Source organism: Paenibacillus sp. Root52, assembly GCF_001426865.1.
Lineage (GTDB): Bacteria > Bacillota > Bacilli > Paenibacillales > Paenibacillaceae > Paenibacillus.
On sequence record NZ_LMFO01000018.1, the window covers coordinates 1 to 17687 of the forward strand.

Annotated in this window: 15 protein-coding genes and 1 rRNA gene; 15 read left to right on the forward strand and 1 reads right to left on the reverse strand. The window is 46.2% G+C overall.

Going from position 1 to position 17687, the window contains the following annotated elements:
• The 9 genes from rrf to pssA all read left to right on the forward strand — a co-directional run.
• Positions 1 to 96, forward strand: a 5S ribosomal RNA gene (gene rrf / locus ASD24_RS16375); the annotation flags it as partial.
• Positions 97 to 311: 215 nt separating this feature from the next.
• Positions 312 to 1487: a GNAT family N-acetyltransferase gene (locus tag ASD24_RS16380; protein WP_056697608.1), complete on the forward strand. Its 1176-nt coding sequence runs from the start codon at positions 312 to 314 to the stop codon at positions 1485 to 1487.
• A 484-nt stretch (positions 1488 to 1971) separates the two neighbouring features.
• Positions 1972 to 2433, forward strand: a complete 462-nt coding sequence (locus tag ASD24_RS16385) for a CtsR family transcriptional regulator (protein ID WP_024633618.1) — start codon at positions 1972 to 1974, stop codon at positions 2431 to 2433.
• 29 nt (positions 2434 to 2462) lie between these two features.
• On the forward strand, positions 2463 to 2987 hold the full coding sequence (locus ASD24_RS16390; protein WP_056697612.1) for a UvrB/UvrC motif-containing protein: 525 nt from the start codon (positions 2463 to 2465) through the stop codon (positions 2985 to 2987).
• Between the two features lie 28 nt (positions 2988 to 3015).
• A complete protein-coding gene (locus ASD24_RS16395) occupies positions 3016 to 4080 on the forward strand; it encodes a protein arginine kinase (protein ID WP_056697615.1) in 1065 nt (354 codons plus the stop codon).
• A gap of 228 nt (positions 4081 to 4308) precedes the next feature.
• Positions 4309 to 6768 carry an ATP-dependent Clp protease ATP-binding subunit gene (locus ASD24_RS16400; RefSeq protein WP_056697769.1) on the forward strand — a complete coding sequence of 820 codons (2460 nt, stop codon included), beginning with the start codon at positions 4309 to 4311 and terminating at the stop codon, positions 6766 to 6768.
• Positions 6769 to 7055: 287 nt separating this feature from the next.
• Positions 7056 to 8423, forward strand: a complete 1368-nt coding sequence (radA, locus tag ASD24_RS16405; RefSeq protein WP_056697618.1) for a DNA repair protein RadA — start codon at positions 7056 to 7058, stop codon at positions 8421 to 8423.
• Positions 8424 to 8436: 13 nt separating this feature from the next.
• Positions 8437 to 9513: a DNA integrity scanning diadenylate cyclase DisA gene (gene disA / locus ASD24_RS16410; RefSeq protein WP_056697620.1), complete on the forward strand. Its 1077-nt coding sequence runs from the start codon at positions 8437 to 8439 to the stop codon at positions 9511 to 9513.
• 43 nt (positions 9514 to 9556) lie between these two features.
• The gene (gene pssA, locus ASD24_RS16415; protein WP_056697623.1) at positions 9557 to 10285 is read left to right on the forward strand and encodes a CDP-diacylglycerol--serine O-phosphatidyltransferase; all 729 of its coding nucleotides are present in this window, start codon (positions 9557 to 9559) and stop codon (positions 10283 to 10285) included.
• A gap of 153 nt (positions 10286 to 10438) precedes the next feature.
• Here pssA and ASD24_RS16420 read toward each other — a convergent pair whose 3' ends face one another.
• Positions 10439 to 10834, reverse strand: coding sequence for a hypothetical protein (locus ASD24_RS16420; RefSeq protein ID WP_056697625.1), 396 nt, complete (start codon positions 10832 to 10834; stop codon positions 10439 to 10441).
• Positions 10835 to 11007: 173 nt separating this feature from the next.
• On the opposite strand from ASD24_RS16420, the gene ASD24_RS16425 reads away from it, so the two are divergent.
• From ASD24_RS16425 to cysS, 6 genes are all read left to right on the forward strand, one after another.
• The gene (locus tag ASD24_RS16425; RefSeq protein WP_056697627.1) at positions 11008 to 12093 is read left to right on the forward strand and encodes a PIN/TRAM domain-containing protein; all 1086 of its coding nucleotides are present in this window, start codon (positions 11008 to 11010) and stop codon (positions 12091 to 12093) included.
• A gap of 100 nt (positions 12094 to 12193) precedes the next feature.
• The gene (ispD, locus tag ASD24_RS16430; protein WP_056697629.1) at positions 12194 to 12880 is read left to right on the forward strand and encodes a 2-C-methyl-D-erythritol 4-phosphate cytidylyltransferase; all 687 of its coding nucleotides are present in this window, start codon (positions 12194 to 12196) and stop codon (positions 12878 to 12880) included.
• Positions 12881 to 12882: 2 nt separating this feature from the next.
• Entirely contained in the window at positions 12883 to 13359 is a 477-nt protein-coding gene (ispF, locus tag ASD24_RS16435; protein ID WP_056697632.1) for a 2-C-methyl-D-erythritol 2,4-cyclodiphosphate synthase, read from the forward strand.
• Positions 13360 to 13394: 35 nt separating this feature from the next.
• Positions 13395 to 14858, forward strand: a complete 1464-nt coding sequence (gene gltX / locus ASD24_RS16440; RefSeq protein ID WP_056697635.1) for a glutamate--tRNA ligase — start codon at positions 13395 to 13397, stop codon at positions 14856 to 14858.
• Positions 14859 to 15484: 626 nt separating this feature from the next.
• Positions 15485 to 16165 carry a serine O-acetyltransferase gene (gene cysE, locus ASD24_RS16445; RefSeq protein WP_056697639.1) on the forward strand — a complete coding sequence of 227 codons (681 nt, stop codon included), beginning with the start codon at positions 15485 to 15487 and terminating at the stop codon, positions 16163 to 16165.
• Between the two features lie 64 nt (positions 16166 to 16229).
• Complete coding sequence (gene cysS / locus ASD24_RS16450) at positions 16230 to 17630, forward strand: cysteine--tRNA ligase (RefSeq protein WP_056697641.1); 1401 nt, start codon at positions 16230 to 16232, stop codon at positions 17628 to 17630.
• The last annotated feature ends 57 nt before the right edge of the window (positions 17631 to 17687 follow it).

A 17687-nucleotide genomic window follows, 5' to 3' on the forward strand; every position in this document is an offset into this window, starting at 1 on the left:
GTTCCACACGTACCCATCCCGAACACGACCGTTAAGCCCTCTAGCGCCGATGGTACTTGGACCGCAGGGTCCTGGGAGAGTAGGACGCCGCCAAGCGAAGAACCACTGCCGATGTTATTCGGTGGTGGTTTTTATTTTTCTCGGAAGAACATCTTATTTTCTTAGTATTTACGTAATCAAGGGGGTGCTAAGGCACCTCTTATTTGACTTTGCAGGGTTCCTCTGACACACTCATAGAGAATATATACATCACAGATCAGACCACACTGGGATGATTTCATCATTTTCTAGAGAACGGGGTGCAGAATGAGATGGAATTTCGTAAATTAACAGCAGACGCTTTCGAAGAATGCATGGCTCTTTCTGAATATGCATTTCAATTTGTAATGAAAGAGGAGCAAAGGGAGAAGCGCCAAAAACAGTTTGAAAAACACAATGTATGGGGAGTTTACGATGATGGCAGCCTAGGTGCCAAGCTCCACCTTATTCCTTTTCAAACGTATATTCATGGTCGATCATTCGACATGGGTGGTATTGCAGGTGTAGCCACTTGGCCAGAGTACAGACGAAAGGGCTGGGTAGCTGGTCTTCTCAAACACACATTGGAAGAAATGAATCGCAACAAACAGAGCATTTCGTTTCTGCATCCGTTCGCGTTTGCCTTTTATCGGAAGTATGGATGGGAAACATACATTGAGTACAAAAAATATAAAGTGCCTACTTCGCATTTGCCTGCCAAAAAACAAACACCCGGAACGTTGCGCAGAGGCAATCCAGATCTGGATGTTTTAAAAAGTGTATATAATGCATATGCGGAGCGCTATAACGGAATGTTGGTCCGTGACGATGCGTGGTGGAAAGACTCGGTGCTTACGGAGGGAACCAGTCAGAAGGCCGTATATTATGATGAAGCTGGGCAAGCCCAGGGATATATATTATACGAGGTCAAGGAGCGTAAATTCACGATCGATGAGATCATTCATCTGAATGAAGAAGCGAGACAAGCCCTGTGGACTTTCATAGCCAATCATGATTCCATGATTGAAGAAGTTACATTACAAGCGCCAGCAAGTGACACCCTTGCTTTTCAATTGGATAATCCACGGATTCAGCAAGAGATTATTCCTTATTTTATGGCTCGCATCGTGAGTGTGGAGCAATTTATTTCTCAATATCCGTTTGCCAGTCAGGATTCCCCAGTACAGATTGCTCTTCAGGTTAGGGATGCTCATGCACCTTGGAACGAAGGCATGTGGCAATTAAATGTTGCCATGAATGGAACGGCTTCAATCTGGAAGGCTTCCGAACCTGTTTCTGAGGAGCAGACAGTACAAATGGATATTCAATCCCTTACTGCTGTGCTGATGGGGTACCGAAGACCTGCTGAAATGGAAGAGATAGGAAGAATTAATGGACCTGCTGAGGCAATTAGTGCTTTGGAGAATGTAATTCCTGTCCGGGAAACGTATTTACTTGATTTCTTCTAAAGGATTAGAGTGATCAGGAAATTATAAGGATTAGTTTAATAGCAGCACTGATGGTTTTTAAAATCACCTGATATAGCACAAAGGCGTAACGGTAAGACAAATGGACTTCTCCAGCCCTTTTGGAGAGGTTTTTTTGTGTCCAAAGAATATTTCGTGTAAAATCGTAAAAAATGAATAGTGACCCCACTTGGCAAACTCACAAAATATGCTATAATGTATATAAAGTCAAAGAAAGTCAAAGTCAACTGAGATCATCTTTTCGTTTGACTTTCTTATGCCATCCGCTGAGTAGAGTGCGACTACACTTTTCTTTGCGGAACAAGCAGTATTAAAGGACCTTCGAGCGGCCTATACTCTCCCGGTAACACTTGTGCTATCCAGATTCGGTGTTTCACGGAATGGTTAAATGGGATGAGAAGGTGCACTCTGTAGGGGCGTGTGGGTCCTTATTGACTTAACGTTTCAGACAGTGGAGGATGAGTGGATGCGTAATATCTCTGATATTATCGAACAATATCTGAAGAGTATTTTGCATGAAAGTCCCGAAGGCATGGTTGAAATTCAGCGTAATGATCTGGCAGACCAATTCTCATGCGTGCCTTCTCAGATTAATTACGTCATTAGCACCCGATTTACCCTTGAGAAGGGTTATCTGGTAGAAAGCAAACGTGGTGGCGGTGGTTATGTACGTATTCAACGGATCGAACTACCTGCTCACTCGGCACTGCATAACCATTTGCATCATAGTATTGGAGATGAGATCGGGCAGACTGCTGCCGAAGGTCTGATCTACCAACTTGAGGAAGCGCGTTTCTTGAGCAAACGAGAGGCGGGGTTGATGCGGGCGGCTGTATCGAGAGAAATTATTTTGGTCAAACTTCCTTACCGGGATCAAATTCGTGCCAGAATGTTGAAGGCGATGTTAATATCTTTGCTCGGTAAATGAAAACTATCGGGATCAAAGGAGGTACATCAATGCTTTGCCAAGAATGTAATAATCGTCCGGCTACACTTCATTTCACGAAGATCGTGAACGGAGAGAAGACGGAATTTCATATCTGCGAGTCGTGTGCTCGTGAAAAAGGGGAAATGATTCCCGGAACAGCAGGTGGATTCTCCATTCATAACTTGTTGTCCGGTCTGCTCGATTTCGACCCATCTGGCAAAGGTGGATCCGCAGGAACACCACCTGCTCAATCCCTTCGATGTGAAGAATGTGGCATGACGTATTCCCAATTTAGCAAAATCGGCCGATTCGGCTGTAGCTCGTGTTATAAATATTTTGATAGCCGTTTAGACCCGTTGTTCAAAAGGGTACATGGCAGCACCTCCCACGTAGGTAAAGTACCTGCAAGGGCGGGTGGTCGTATCAAGGTCAAACGACAAATTGCAGATTTGAAACGTACTCTTCAAGAAAGTATCACGCAAGAAGAATTCGAAGAAGCTGCTCAGATTCGTGACCAGATCAGAGAACTTGAAAAGGAAATAGCTCAGGAGTAAAGTTTGACATGAGTAGGAGGGATGCGTAATGCCTAATCTGCCTTTTACAGAGAAGGCGCTCAGCGATTGGATGCGCAGTGATGCGGCTGATTCAGAGATCGTCATTAGCAGCCGTGTCCGGATCGCACGCAACCTACAGCATTATCCATTTCCGATGCTTGCATCCAATGAGCAATCGGAGGAAGTGCTGAATAAGCTGAGCGAAGTACTTCAATACGACGATGTTCATGCTTTTGGAAATTTCCACACTTTGGATCTAATCGATATTGATGAACTCGACAAACGTGTGTTGGTGGAGAAACATCTGATTAGTCCCAGTCTTGCGAATGAATCCAAGAACGGCGCTGTCATTCTTAGTGAGGATGAATCCGTCAGTATCATGATTAATGAAGAGGATCATCTTCGGATCCAATGCCTCTATCCGGGGTTCCAGGTGAAAGAAGCCTGGGAGAAAGCTTCTGCGATAGATGATGCTTTTGAAGCGCATGTGGATTATGCATTTGATGATCGTAGAGGATACCTGACCAGCTGTCCTACCAATGTCGGTACAGGTGTAAGGGCATCCGTAATGATGCATTTGCCGGCTCTGGTCATGACACAACAGATTGGACGTATTCTAACGGCGGTTTCCCAGGTAGGGCTTACTGTCCGAGGGATTTACGGCGAAGGCAGCGAAGCAATGGGTAACCTGTTCCAGATCTCTAACCAGATTACTCTAGGACAGACCGAGCAAGAAGTCATCGAAAATCTGCATAGTGTTGTTTTACAGATGATTGGACATGAACGTACGGCTCGAGAGCGACTGATTACAGACTCAAGACTGCGTATTACGGACAGGGTTATGCGTTCTTATGGTATTCTGTCTCACGCTGCCATTGTGGACTCGAAGGAAGCTGCACAGCGACTCTCCGATGTTCGTCTTGGTGTAGATCTAGGTCTGCTGGAAGGACTCACCATACCGGTGATGAACGAGCTGAACGTCATGACTCAGCCTGGTTTTTTGCAGAAAACGTTCGGGGAAGATATGCGTACAGATGAACGAGATATCTACCGTGCTCAGCTCATTCGGGATACGATCAACCCCGCAAAGTAAGGTAGCTTTTCCAGAATTATAAATGAGGTTTCACGCTGCAATTGCAGCTTTTATATAATAAGGCAGATTTACATCAGGTCATTGCAACGAATCACAATAATTGATGTGAAATGCTTAATGATTTTATTCGCAGCATGGCTGCAGACAACGTGTTATAAAGAATACGGTGGAGAGCTTGGTTCAGTTGCTCTAGCCCGTTTTATCCAAAACCATGGAGGTGCAGGAGATATGATGTTTGGAAGATTTACGGAACGTGCCCAAAAGGTACTCGCATTAGCGCAGGAAGAAGCTGTCCGTCTCGGTCATAATAACATCGGTACTGAGCACATTTTGCTCGGCCTCATTCGTGAAGGCGAAGGTATTGCAGCCAAAGCGCTGATCGGCCTGGGACTCGGATTGGAAAAAATTCAGGATGAAGTAGAAACGCTGATTGGCCGTGGTCAGGAGCAACCTACTAACATTGCATATACGCCTCGTGCGAAGAAAGTAATTGAGCTATCTATGGATGAAGCCCGCAAATTGGGACACACATATGTAGGAACAGAACACATCTTGCTTGGATTGATCCGTGAAGGTGAAGGTGTAGCAGCACGTGTACTTAATAACTTAGGTATTAGCTTGAACAAAGCTCGTCAGCAAGTGCTTCAATTGCTGGGTAGCAGCGAAGCGGTATCAAGTCATAACGGAACACCTGCTAATGTTAGCACACCGACTCTCGACAGCCTGGCTCGTGATCTCACGGCCTATGCGAGGGAAAACAATCTTGACCCTGTGATCGGACGTAGCAAAGAGATTGAGCGAGTAATTCAAGTGCTGAGTCGTCGTACGAAGAACAATCCGGTATTGATTGGTGAACCAGGGGTAGGTAAGACAGCGATTGCTGAAGGGCTTGCCCAAAAAATCATTGCAAACGAGATTCCAGAAACATTGCGTGACAAACGTGTTATGACACTGGATATGGGTTCAGTTGTAGCGGGTACGAAATACCGTGGTGAATTCGAAGATCGTTTGAAAAAAATCATGGATGAGATTCGCCAAGCAGGTAACATCGTCCTGTTTATCGATGAGTTGCATACTTTAATCGGTGCAGGTGGAGCAGAAGGTGCAATCGATGCTTCTAACATTCTGAAGCCAGCTCTGGCTCGTGGAGAATTGCAGTGCATTGGTGCAACAACGCTGGATGAATATCGTAAATATATTGAAAAAGATGCAGCGCTTGAGCGTCGTTTCCAACCTATTACGGTGGATCAACCATCCCCAGAAGAAGCTGTTCAAATTTTGCACGGCTTGCGAGACCGTTATGAAGCCCATCACCGTGTGAAAATTACAGATGAAGCAATTGTACAGGCGGTTAAATTGTCTGATCGATATATTACTGACCGTTTCCTGCCGGACAAAGCGATCGACTTGATCGATGAAGCGGGTTCCAAAGTAAGATTGAACTCATATACAGTACCACCAAACTTGAAACAATTGGAGAGCCGTCTGGAGGATATCCGCAAGGAAAAAGATGCAGCGGTGCAAAGCCAAGAGTTCGAGAAGGCGGCAGCTCTGCGTGATACGGAACAAAAAATCCGTGAAGAGCTAGATGTAACGAAGAACCAATGGAAAGAAAAACAAGGTCGCACAGATTCTGAGGTAACACCTGAGGATATCGCACAAGTGGTAGCCAACTGGACTGGAATTCCGGTGAACAAGCTGAAAGAAGAAGAAACACAGCGCTTGATGAACCTGGAGCAAATTCTCCATGAACGTGTTATCGGTCAAGATGAAGCTGTGAAATCTGTCAGCCGTGCTGTACGCCGTGCTCGTGCTGGTCTGAAAGATCCGAAACGTCCAATGGGCTCATTTATCTTCCTCGGTCCTACTGGGGTTGGTAAAACCGAGCTGGCTCGTGCGCTGGCTGAAGCGATGTTTGGTGATGAGAATGCAGTAATCCGTATCGATATGTCTGAGTATGGTGAGAAACACTCCACTTCAAGATTGGTCGGAGCGCCTCCAGGATATGTCGGTTATGAAGAAGGCGGTCAGTTGACAGAGAAAGTTCGTCGCAAACCATACTCCGTAGTCCTCTTGGATGAAGTCGAAAAAGCACACCCAGAAGTGTTCAACATTCTGTTGCAAGTGCTTGAAGATGGTCGTCTGACAGATTCCAAAGGCCGCGTAGTTGACTTCCGTAACACATTGATCATTCTGACATCCAATGTGGGTGCAGAAGCGATTAAACGTAACTCTACGCTCGGATTCACTGCTGTGGTAGATGCAGGAGCAGATTATGACAACATGAAGGGTAAAGTAATGGATGAGCTGAAGAAAAGCTTCCGTCCAGAATTCCTTAACCGGATTGATGAAATTATCGTCTTCCATTCTCTCGAAGAAAAACACATTGCTGAAATTGTTACACTGATGAGTGAAGAACTTCGGAAACGACTGCGTGAATACGAAGTCGACTTTGAGCTTACAGACAATGCGAAGGCATTCCTTGCCAAAGCGGGCTTTGATCCAGCTTATGGTGCACGTCCACTACGTCGGGCAATCCAGAAGCATATCGAAGACAAATTGTCAGAAGAGTTGCTCACAGGCAATGTGGTCAAAGGTGATTCCTTGCTCATTGATGAGGATAATGGCGCCTTGTCTGTAACTAAAAAAGATATTGTTCCGTCCACGGAAGAGATCGAAACGAAGTAACCCAACCGGGATCATTCGTTAAGAAATTCGTGGGAATGACTAAAGACCTTTCTGGCCTATGCCAGAGAGGTCTTTTTTGCAATCTGACCCATCTGGCTTCTTACCACTGATGAAGTGGCAATAGCAGGAGTAGAAGATTCAGGAACATGTGTAAAGTTTACGATAATCCTTTACGAAAAATCTCAAACAATGGTAAACTTTTATTAACCCTGCGCGTTAGGAAGTCGGGGCAAAATTCGTCGAATAATGCAAAATGCTGTTATAAAATAAATGGTAGGAGTGCTGAAGTGGCCAAAGTAAAAACCAAGTTTCAATGTACGGAATGCGGCTATGAAGCCCCCAAATGGTATGGTAAGTGTCCAGGTTGTCAGTCATGGAATTCAATGATAGAAGAAACTGAAACGGTGGTCAAAACACAAGGGAGGAATTCTCCCCTATTTGACAGTAAAGATAAACCGCTTCCTATCATAGATATAGATAGCGGTCAGGAGCCGCGAGTGCAGACTGGAATCGGAGAACTGAACCGTGTATTGGGTGGCGGGATTGTTCCAGGTTCTCTCGTTCTGGTGGGCGGAGATCCGGGTATCGGAAAATCAACATTGATGTTGCAGACGTCTCATGCGTTGACACATTCAGGTTTACGTGTGTTATATGTATCGGGCGAGGAATCGGTAAAACAAACCAAATTAAGAGCAGATCGTCTTGGCGCACTCTCTCCTGAGCTATATGTGCTGTGTGAAACCAATATGGAACGTGTTGAGGAAGCGGTGGAGCAGATCCAGCCGCATTTTCTTGTCATCGACTCGATTCAGACGGTATATTTGCCCGAAGTTACCAGTGCGCCGGGAAGTGTAGCCCAGGTAAGGGAATGTACATCAAGGTTCATGCGAATTGCCAAAGGTCGAGGCATTGCAACGGTTCTCGTAGGGCATGTTACCAAGGAAGGTGCCATTGCTGGGCCACGTATGCTAGAACATATGGTGGATTGTGTGCTCTATTTTGAAGGGGAGCGTCATCATACGTATCGTCTATTGCGGGCAGTGAAGAATCGTTTTGGTTCCACAAATGAGATCGGTATTTTTGAAATGGGTGAAGATGGGCTCCGTGAAGTCGGTAATCCATCAGAGCTCTTTCTGTCGGAACGTCCACTCGGCGTAGCTGGATCTACGGTTGTAGCGAGTATGGAAGGAACACGACCCTTACTCGTGGAGCTACAGGCATTAATCTCTGCCACTCATTTCCCTTCTCCGCGTCGTATGGCGACAGGCATAGATCACCACCGGTTAAACTTGATCATCGCTGTATTGGAGAAACGGATGGGGATGTTTCTACAAACCCAGGATGCCTATCTTAATGTAGCGGGGGGCGTACGCCTAGATGAACCTGCTGTGGATTTGGCAGTTGCAATTAGCATCGCTTCTAGTCTAAGAGATGTACCAACCAAACCAGACGATGTCATATTTGGCGAAATTGGTTTGACGGGTGAAGTTCGAGCTGTATCACGAGCCGAACAACGTGTAAAGGAAGCCGAGAAGCTTGGCTTCAAACGAGTCATTTTACCAGAAAAAAGCTTAAAGGGCTGGAAACATCCTCGCGGGATACAACTGATCGGTGTAAATACCGTGGCAGATGCACTAGCGGTCGCTTTAGATTAGGGGGCATAACAAGATGAAAGATTCGAGCCAACTGGATAATATGAATGAGTTGTTAAGGTTGATCGCACCAGGTACACCTTTCCGCGAAGGTCTGGAGAACGTGCTGCGCGCCAAAACGGGGGCACTGCTTGTTGTAGGATACAGCCCTGAAGTGATGGAAGTGGTTGACGGGGGATTTTCAATTAATTGTGATTTCTCTCCGAACTACCTGTATGAACTTGCAAAAATGGATGGTGCCATCATTCTCAGTGAGGATCTGAAACGAATTTTATATGCGAATACTCAACTGATTCCAGATTCGTCCATATCTTCTTCGGAAACAGGGATTCGTCACCGTACAGCGGAGCGCGTAGCGAAGCAAACAGGCAAATTGGTGGTGTCCATCTCCCAACGTCGGAATATTATTACCCTGTATCAGGGAACACTCAGATATTCACTGAAAGAGATCGGTGTAATCTTGACCAAGGCCAATCAGGCTATTCAAACGTTGGAGAAATATAAAGCCGTTTTGACACAGTCTCTAACCAACCTCAGTGCTTCAGAATTTGAAGAACAGGTAACCATTCCTGAAGTCGTGAATGTTATTCAGCGGACAGAAATGGTGATGCGGATCAAAACAGAAATTAAACGATATATTCATGAATTAGGCAACGAAGGAAGACTGATCTCCATGCAAATGGAAGAGCTAGTAGGTACAACGGAAGAAGAAGCATGGTTGCTCTACAAAGACTATGCACGCGACGATAGTGATGACAAGATTCGCGAAATTATTGTGGGTTTGAAGAGATTGTCGGATGATGAACTTCTTGATGCACATCATATTGTACGTTTGCTCGGATATCCTTCATCTGCAGCGACGTCTGAGGACTCGGTTGCTCCACGTGGATTCCGGGTATTAAATAAGATACCCCGTCTGCCCAATGTCATCATTCATAACCTGGTGGATCAATTTGAACAGTTGCCTCAAGTTATTATGGCAACCATTGAAGAGTTGGACGAAGTGGATGGAATCGGTGAAGTGCGTGCTCGCACAATCAAGGAAGGTTTGAAGCGACTACAGGAGCAAATGTTTATCGACAGACAGATGTAAGAGTGTGCCTATAACGGCTTGAAGATGATGAGGTGAAACAACGATGTTAACCAGATTCATTCCGAATCTCTTTACCCTAGGTAATCTGTTTCTTGGAATGATGGCAATATTACTTGCAATTGAGGGGAACTACAGTTTAGCAGCGATTATGGTTATTGTCGCGATGCTACTGGATGGTCTGGACGGACGGGTGGCACGAGCTTTGAATGCCCAAAGTGAATTCGGCAAGGAGCTGGACTCTCTGTCGGATATGGTATCGTTTGGTGCCGCTCCAGCGCTGATTGTGTTTATGGTTTCATTTCAAGATGCTTCACCCGTATTAGCTTGGATTGCAACGGCGAGCTTCCCAATCTGTGGTGCGATTCGTTTGGCTAGATTTAATGTACGACCGGGGATTCCGGGATACTTCACGGGTCTGCCGATTCCAGCAGCAGGTGGGGTGCTGGCGACACTATCCTTGTTTAACAAAGATATCGGTCCAATCAGTATGATCATCGCCACATTGTTGTTGTCTTATCTGATGGTGAGTTCACTCAAATATCCTAACTTCAAAAAGGTTGGTCTGCCTCGTAAAGCGATCTGGATTGCTCCATGGGTGGTTGCTTTTGCGGTAGCCGTAGCGGTTATTTTCCCAGAACAGTTATCCAAATTAATCTTTATTCCACTTGTGCTCTATGCCTTATACGGAATGAAGCACAATTTACGGACAGCAGCCTCTCGTAGCCGAGCTAAGAAACGTAGAGAAGAGAAGACTTCCCGTTCGGATCGGTAAAAGGGTATAAAAGCAATCACTTATGTTTATTTGCTATAGAGCAGTTTCAATAATGCAAAAAGCACGTGTGCTCCGACTTCGGAGCCACGTGCTTTTTCTCGTTATTCCAATCTATACGGTAACAACCAACCTCGTGCAGTGATGATGCATCGTTTATGACAAATTGAACATCCCTAACGTCGAACATTTCTGTGACTCGTGATTCACGACCTCTTCCATGTTGATGTCCAAGAGATTGCAGAGAGCAGACATATAAAACAGGTTGCGTCCTAGTTCGGAACTGATCACCTCTTTACAATTCTCACACAACTCACCTTCGACATGCGTCTCCAGTAAACCCTTGGTCTGAGCAATACCACTCTCAGGGGCGTACTGTTGCTTCGTAGCGTGCAGCTCAATGCAGCCGCATTCGGTAATGGCCTTGGACACGGCACGGTTGACCGAAGCCCCGGCTTGTCCCGTTTTGGACAGCACATCAATCAAACTGCGGTGACGCAATAACAGCTCAGAAACTTGATCCTGAAAAGCCTGTAAACTTAGCGTACTCATTTTGCTACTCACCTCGGGATATGAATTGAATTCATTATATGCCAATTTTTTATCTTCTTTCAACTAAGGATTGCATCTTTTCCAAAAAGTTCTTGTTTATGGGATTAGCATTTTAGGAATTGGATCATACTGGATATGAAGATGGAAATATCATGAAGGAGGTGCAGGGACGTATGTGGAAAAAAGGCATTTTAACTTTTACAGGATTGTGCGGAGCATGGTTCGGCTATACAGCATATCATCTGGCAGGGAAATCCATCCCTTGGATGGCAGAATGGATTCAATCCGCAGGGCTCTTGGGAGCTGGGGTATCCACTGCGCTGGGAGCCGTATTATTTATGGCTGCATGCAATCTAGGTGGCACACTGATCGCCGATCGACTGCATAATGGAATTAATGCTTTGGCAAAAGTACCTATGAATGAATTAGCAGCAGGTGCAGTAGGTACGGTTACAGGTTTATTGGTGGCGTTGTTGCTCTATCCTTGTTTAACATGGTTAGGGACAGCCGGGGAGGTCCTCCAAGTAGCGCTGACGGTTGTTAGTGCATATTCGGGCTATATGCTTGCACTAGCCAAAAAAGACGATCTAGCAGCCTTCTGGATGTCAGGACGATGGGGGCATCCTGAGGCAGATGAAGGACGACGGTTAGAGGAACATAAGATTTTGGATACAAGCGTAATTATTGATGGACGGATTGCAGATATTTGCAAAACCGGATTTATCGAAGGCACGATTGTCATCCCTGAATTTGTGTTGGAAGAATTACAACATATAGCCGATTCATCCGACCTGTTAAAACGAAATAGAGGACGGCGAGGACTAGATATTCTGAATAAAATTCAGAAAGAGCTCGACGTTAAAGTGCTGATTTATGAAGGTGACTTTGAAGAGATATCCGAGGTGGACAGTAAGCTAGTCAAGCTTGCTAAAGTACTTCAGGGCAAGGTCGTTACGAATGATTTTAACCTAAACAAGGTGTGTGAACTTCAGGGTGTATCTGTGTTGAACATCAATGATTTGGCGAATGCAGTCAAGCCAGTCGTGTTGCCAGGTGAAGAGATTATGGTGCAGATCATTAAGGACGGTAAGGAACATGGACAGGGTGTGGCATACCTGGATGACGGTACGATGATCGTTGTAGAAGGTGGACGCGAGTATATCGGCATGATGATGGAAGTGCTGGTGACCAGTGTACTGCAGACATCTGCGGGAAGAATGATTTTTGCGAAGCCGAAACTGTTGGAAAAAGCCCAATAAAAACGGTATGATGGGTAGTGTATCGTAGCACATATTGGATATCCCTTGTGGTGTTTGATATAGCGAACGATAAACTGACAGACAAGGCAGGGATTGCGGCATGGATAAAGGGTGGGGCGTTGTCGTTGTGGCGGCAGGTCGGGGAACCCGGATGGGTACAACCGAGAGTAAGCAGTTCCTGCTGTTGCAGGACAAGCCCGTTTTCATACATACGCTTGAAGTGTTTGCGGCTCTGGACGAGATGCGCGAGATCGTGCTGGTGACCGGAGCTGGAGATGTTGAACGCTGCCTGAATTGGGTAAAAGAATACCATCTGGAATCACGAGTTCGTGTCATCCCCGGCGGGAAAGAGAGACAGCATTCGGTCCATGAAGGCCTCAAGGCCCTAGGAACGGATTGGGTCCTCGTTCACGACGGGGTACGTCCTTTTATTAACCGTGAGCAGATCAACGCTTGCATGACAACTGTAATGTCTGGCGGGGGTGCTGTTCTGGCGGTTCCTGTTAAGGATACGATCAAACAAGTGAATGCGGAAGGTGTCGTTACGGCGACGCCAGACCGCAGCAGTCTGTGGAGCATTCAAACCCCGCAGGCTTTTCGTCTTTCTGCATTGTTGCTTGCATATGAGTCGGCAGAGAAGGATGGCTTTCTAGGAACAGATGATGCGATGCTGGCAGAACGCCAGGGCATAACAGTCAAGGTTGTGGAAGGCAGTTATACGAACATTAAGTTAACGACGCCGGAAGATTTACAGTATGCCGCGTTTTTGCTGAGGGGAGAGAGATAGCAATGATTCGTGTAGGACAAGGGTTCGATGTGCATCAGTTGGTAGAGGGAAGACCTTGCATTATTGGCGGAGTGACTATTCCTCATGAAAAAGGGTTGTTAGGCCATTCGGACGCTGACGTGCTGCTACATGCTATTAGTGATGCGATTCTGGGTGCGCTGGCACTTGGTGATATCGGCAAACATTTCCCGGATACCGATCCGGAATTTAAGGATGCAGACAGTGTGAAACTTTTGGAACATGTGTGGCAGCTTGTGAAGGATCGGGGATACCGCCTCGGTAACATTGATTCAACCATCATTGCACAGAAGCCGAAGATGGCACCTTACATTCCACAGATGGCCGAGGTTATCGCTAAGGTACTGGAAGCGGAAGTAGATCAAGTGAATGTCAAAGCAACAACGACAGAGCAGCTCGGATTCCCTGGTCGGGGAGAGGGCATTGCAGCTCAATCGGTTGTTTGCCTTGTTCGCGTGTGATATCATCAACCAACGAAGAGACGGAGGGGATAGTTATGAGCACGGAAGTACGCGTGCGCTACGCGCCGAGTCCAACGGGACACCTACATATCGGGAATGCCCGTACGGCGTTGTTTAATTACTTGTATGCTAAACATAATAACGGCAAATTCATTATTCGTATTGAGGATACGGACGTGAAGCGTAACATTGCTGGTGGGGAAGAAAGTCAACTGAAGTATCTGAAATGGCTCGGCATCGAATGGGATGAGAGCATTGATGTGGGTGGAGAATACGGGCCATACCGTCAGACGGAACGGCTGGATATCTACCGCAAATATACTCAAGAGCTGCTGGATAAAGGTCTTGCTTACCATTGCTATTGCACAGAAGCGGAATTGGAGCAAGAGCGTGAAGAGCAGACAGCGCGTGGGGAGACGCCGCGTTATTCGGGCAAGCACCGGGATCTGACACCAGAGCAACGAAGTGCATTTGAAGCAGAAGGCCGCGTAGCGAGCATTCGTTTCCGTGTACCGGAGGAACGGATCTACACGTTTGATGATATGGTTAAAGGAACAATTTCGTTTAACAGCAAGGAGTCTGGAGACTTCGTTATCGTCAAAAAAGATGGCATTCCTACGTACAACTATGCGGTAGCAGTGGATGATCACATGATGAAAATTTCCCACGTATTGCGCGGGGAAGATCATATCTCTAATACGCCGCGTCAGTTGATGATCTATGAAGCGCTAGGCTGGGAGCCGCCGCAATTTGGTCACATGACGTTGATTGTAAATGAAAATCATAAAAAGCTGAGTAAACGGGATGAATCCGTTATTCAGTTTATTGAACAATATGATCAGCTCGGCTATTTGCCAGAAGCGATGTTCAACTTCATTTCCTTACTTGGCTGGTCGCCAGAAGGAGAAGAGGAGATCTTCTCACAAGAGCAGCTCATCCAAATTTTTGATACGAAGCGCTTGTCTAAGAGCCCAGCGGTATTTGATACCAATAAACTGGCACACTTGAACAATCACTATATCAAAAATGCAGATCCAGATCGGATTGCTGAAATGGCGATTCCTCATCTGCAAAAGGCAGGACGGATTGCTTCTGAGCTGTCGGCTGAGCAGAAAGAATGGGCTTATACACTCGTTCATCTCTATCAAGAGCAGATGACAGCTGCTTCGGATATCGTTGAATTGTCTGAAGTATTCTTCCGTTCAGATCTCGAACTGGAATCTGAAGCTGCAGCGGTACTCGCTGAAGAGCAGGTGCCGACTGTACTGAAAGCTTTTGCTGACAAAGTTCAAGCAAGTGATGAGTTTACGCCAAGCAAAATGGCAGCACTCATCAAAGAAGTACAGAAAGAAACTGGATTTAAAGGCAAACAGCTCTTTATGCCAATTCGTGTAGCGTTAACAGGGCAAACACATGGTCGCGATTTGAATCAAACCATTGTACTGCTTGGTCGAGACACAGTAATTGAACGTTTGCATGCCCAAGTAAAAGGGGCATAATCCAGCGAGAATACAATTCATTTATAGTTGCGTACAGGCATTTAATTTCTGTCGATTACAGGGGAAGCCTGTTGTCAGTCTCAACCCTTTTCGCTATAATAGCAACACAACGAATAAATGATATGATTTATCTATATAGAACAGCAAAGACCGGGAGGAGTACGTTGAGCCGGACAGATTCAGAGAGGATGGCCCTGCCTAAAGAATGAAGTTCTTTGGTGCGGTGGCTGTGAGCCATCCGCTGTCCGTCAACCGAAATGCGCCTGTGAGCTGCATAGCCGAATCCAGCCCCGCCCTTCTCGATTAGGATAAGGGAAAACGTTAGGATAGGTTGTGACGGTTGGTTCCCGTTATTAAACCGTTTGAGGGTTCATTGTTATACAGATGAACTGAGCAGAGTGGGACCGCGATTAACGCCTCTGTAGCTTACATAGCTACAGGGGCGTTTTTTGTATGTCTGGACATGTAACTCTTTCAAAGATAATCAAATCACAGCGGTGTTGAATTACAGTGACAGCGGTACGGAGTCCTAACATGTGCATAGGTGTGAAGCTAGGAGTACACTATCAAGGAATGCGCCGTCCGGTAAACCGGAGGACGAGAACCTGAACAAGAGGGGAACGAGCATGTTTAAGAAGATCAGATCAGATATCCAGGCGGTGTTTGAAAACGATCCAGCGGCCCGGGGATGGTTTGAGGTGGTATTTACTTACTCGGGGCTGCATGCGATATGGGCGCATCGGATCGCGCATTTTTTATACAAGCGAAGGTTCTTCTCGTTCGCCCGGTTCATTTCACAGATTAGCCGTTTTATGACAGGAATCGAAATCCATCCTGGTGCTACAATCGGCAAACGGTTGTTTATAGACCATGGAATGGGTGTAGTTATTGGTGAAACGTGTGAGATCGGTGACGACGTTGTTATCTATCAAGGGGTTACTCTTGGGGGGACGGGAAAAGAAAAAGGTAAGAGACATCCGACAATTGGTAATAATGTGGTTATCTCGTCAGGTGCCAAAGTGCTTGGTTCGTTCAGTGTGGGGGATCAATGCAACATTGGAGCCAACTCGGTTGTACTGAAAGAGGTGCCAGCGAATAGTACGGTTGTGGGTATCCCGGGGAGAATTGTCAAACAGGATGGGCGCCGTGTCGATCGTCTGAATCAACAGTTACCAGATCCAGTCATTGATTCTTTGCGAAGTATGCAACAAGAGATTGAACGCTTGCGGGAAGAGGTGCGTACGATGCAGAATACCCGTGAGATGGAGTCTTCACGTGATACAATAAATAAAGGAAGCATGAGATGAAAGTGAGTGCTATATAAGTCGAGCGATTTCATTTCATGCGGAAAAGAACGAAAGGAAAGTGACCATGACGCTTCAAATTTACAATACAATGAGTCGTGCAAAAGAAAAATTTGTCCCCCAAGAGCCGGGGAAAGTGAAGATGTATGTGTGCGGACCGACGGTATATGATTACATCCACATTGGTAATGCACGTCCAGTGATCTTCTTCGACACGGTTCGTGGTTATTTGGAACAGACCGGACATGACGTGAATTATGTCGTTAACTTTACAGATGTTGACGATAAGCTTATCCGCAAAGCAGAGCAGCTCGGTACAGACGTACCGCATGTGGCAGAGAAGTTCATAGCGGCTTATTACGAAGACCTTGAAGGACTGGGCATTCCTAAGGCTAGCAGTAATCCGAGAGTAACCGAAAACATGCCGCTCATTATTGATTTCATCCGTGAGCTGGTAGATAAGGATATCGCATACGAAAACGGTGGGGATGTATACTATCGTACTAGCAAGTTTGCGGAGTATGGTAAATTATCTAAGCAGAATTTGCAGGAGCTTCAGTTCGGTATTCGGATCGGTGTGGATGAGCGTAAAGAGAATCCGGAAGACTTCGTTCTGTGGAAGGCTGCTAAGCCAGGAGAGATCTACTGGTCTAGTCCATGGGGAGATGGACGTCCAGGCTGGCACATTGAGTGCTCGGCCATGGCGCGGGAATACCTCGGGGATACGTTGGATATCCATGGAGGCGGGCAGGATCTACAGTTCCCACATCACGAGTGCGAATGCGCTCAATCCGAGGTGCTCACAGGCAAGCCGCTGGCGAATTACTGGATGCATAACGGATTTATCCGTATTGATAATGAAAAGATGTCCAAATCACTAGGAAATGGTGTGTTGGTTAAAGACCTCCGCACGCAATATAAACGTGAAGCCATTCGTTACTTCATGTTATCTACACACTATCGTAACCCGCTTAACTTTACGGAGGATACGATGGAGCAAGCGCAGAACAGTGTAGACCGGATCACTAATGCGGTGGTCAATCTCAAGCATCGTTTGCAGGCGGTGACTGTAGATCAGGATAGCTCAGCTGAGTTCAAGGCAAGATTGGAACAGATTCGTGAGCAGTATCATGAGAAAATGCAAGATGACTTCAATACGCCTGACGCAATCACAGCTTTATTTGAATGGGCAGGTGAAGCGAACCAATTGTTACAACAGGATGTAGTAAATGCTGCGGATATTCGTGCTCTGCTGGAACTGTTCAGCGAACTGAACGCAGTATTGCGCATCTATACTGATGCTGAGCCTGACCTGTTGGATGATGAAATTGAGCGTTTGATCGAAGAACGTGTAGAAGCGCGTAAATCTAAAAATTGGGCTCGGGCTGACGAGATCCGTGATGAACTATCTGCACAGGGAATCTTGCTTGAGGATACAGCTCAAGGGATGAGATGGCGTCGCAAATGAGTGAGGAGCAGCCGAAAAAAATGTCTGAATTTGCCGAACTTACGGAAGCTGCCTCGA

What these genes read in the sequence shown, in the direction of transcription:
- ASD24_RS16380 (WP_056697608.1), top strand. Translation starts at nt 312, where the DNA reads ATGGAATTTCGTAAATTAACAGCAGACGCTTTCGAAGAATGCATGGCT.
- ASD24_RS16385 (WP_024633618.1), top strand. Translation starts at nt 1,972, where the DNA reads ATGCGTAATATCTCTGATATTATCGAACAATATCTGAAGAGTATTTTG.
- ASD24_RS16390 (WP_056697612.1), top strand. Translation starts at nt 2,463, where the DNA reads ATGCTTTGCCAAGAATGTAATAATCGTCCGGCTACACTTCATTTCACG.
- ASD24_RS16395 (WP_056697615.1), top strand. Translation starts at nt 3,016, where the DNA reads ATGCCTAATCTGCCTTTTACAGAGAAGGCGCTCAGCGATTGGATGCGC.
- ASD24_RS16400 (WP_056697769.1), top strand. Translation starts at nt 4,309, where the DNA reads ATGATGTTTGGAAGATTTACGGAACGTGCCCAAAAGGTACTCGCATTA.
- disA (WP_056697620.1), top strand. Translation starts at nt 8,437, where the DNA reads ATGAAAGATTCGAGCCAACTGGATAATATGAATGAGTTGTTAAGGTTG.
- pssA (WP_056697623.1), top strand. Translation starts at nt 9,557, where the DNA reads ATGTTAACCAGATTCATTCCGAATCTCTTTACCCTAGGTAATCTGTTT.
- ASD24_RS16420 (WP_056697625.1), bottom strand. Translation starts at nt 10,834, where the DNA reads ATGAGTACGCTAAGTTTACAGGCTTTTCAGGATCAAGTTTCTGAGCTG.
- ASD24_RS16425 (WP_056697627.1), top strand. Translation starts at nt 11,008, where the DNA reads ATGTGGAAAAAAGGCATTTTAACTTTTACAGGATTGTGCGGAGCATGG.
- ispD (WP_056697629.1), top strand. Translation starts at nt 12,194, where the DNA reads ATGGATAAAGGGTGGGGCGTTGTCGTTGTGGCGGCAGGTCGGGGAACC.
- ispF (WP_056697632.1), top strand. Translation starts at nt 12,883, where the DNA reads ATGATTCGTGTAGGACAAGGGTTCGATGTGCATCAGTTGGTAGAGGGA.
- gltX (WP_056697635.1), top strand. Translation starts at nt 13,395, where the DNA reads ATGAGCACGGAAGTACGCGTGCGCTACGCGCCGAGTCCAACGGGACAC.
- cysE (WP_056697639.1), top strand. Translation starts at nt 15,485, where the DNA reads ATGTTTAAGAAGATCAGATCAGATATCCAGGCGGTGTTTGAAAACGAT.
- cysS (WP_056697641.1), top strand. Translation starts at nt 16,230, where the DNA reads ATGACGCTTCAAATTTACAATACAATGAGTCGTGCAAAAGAAAAATTT.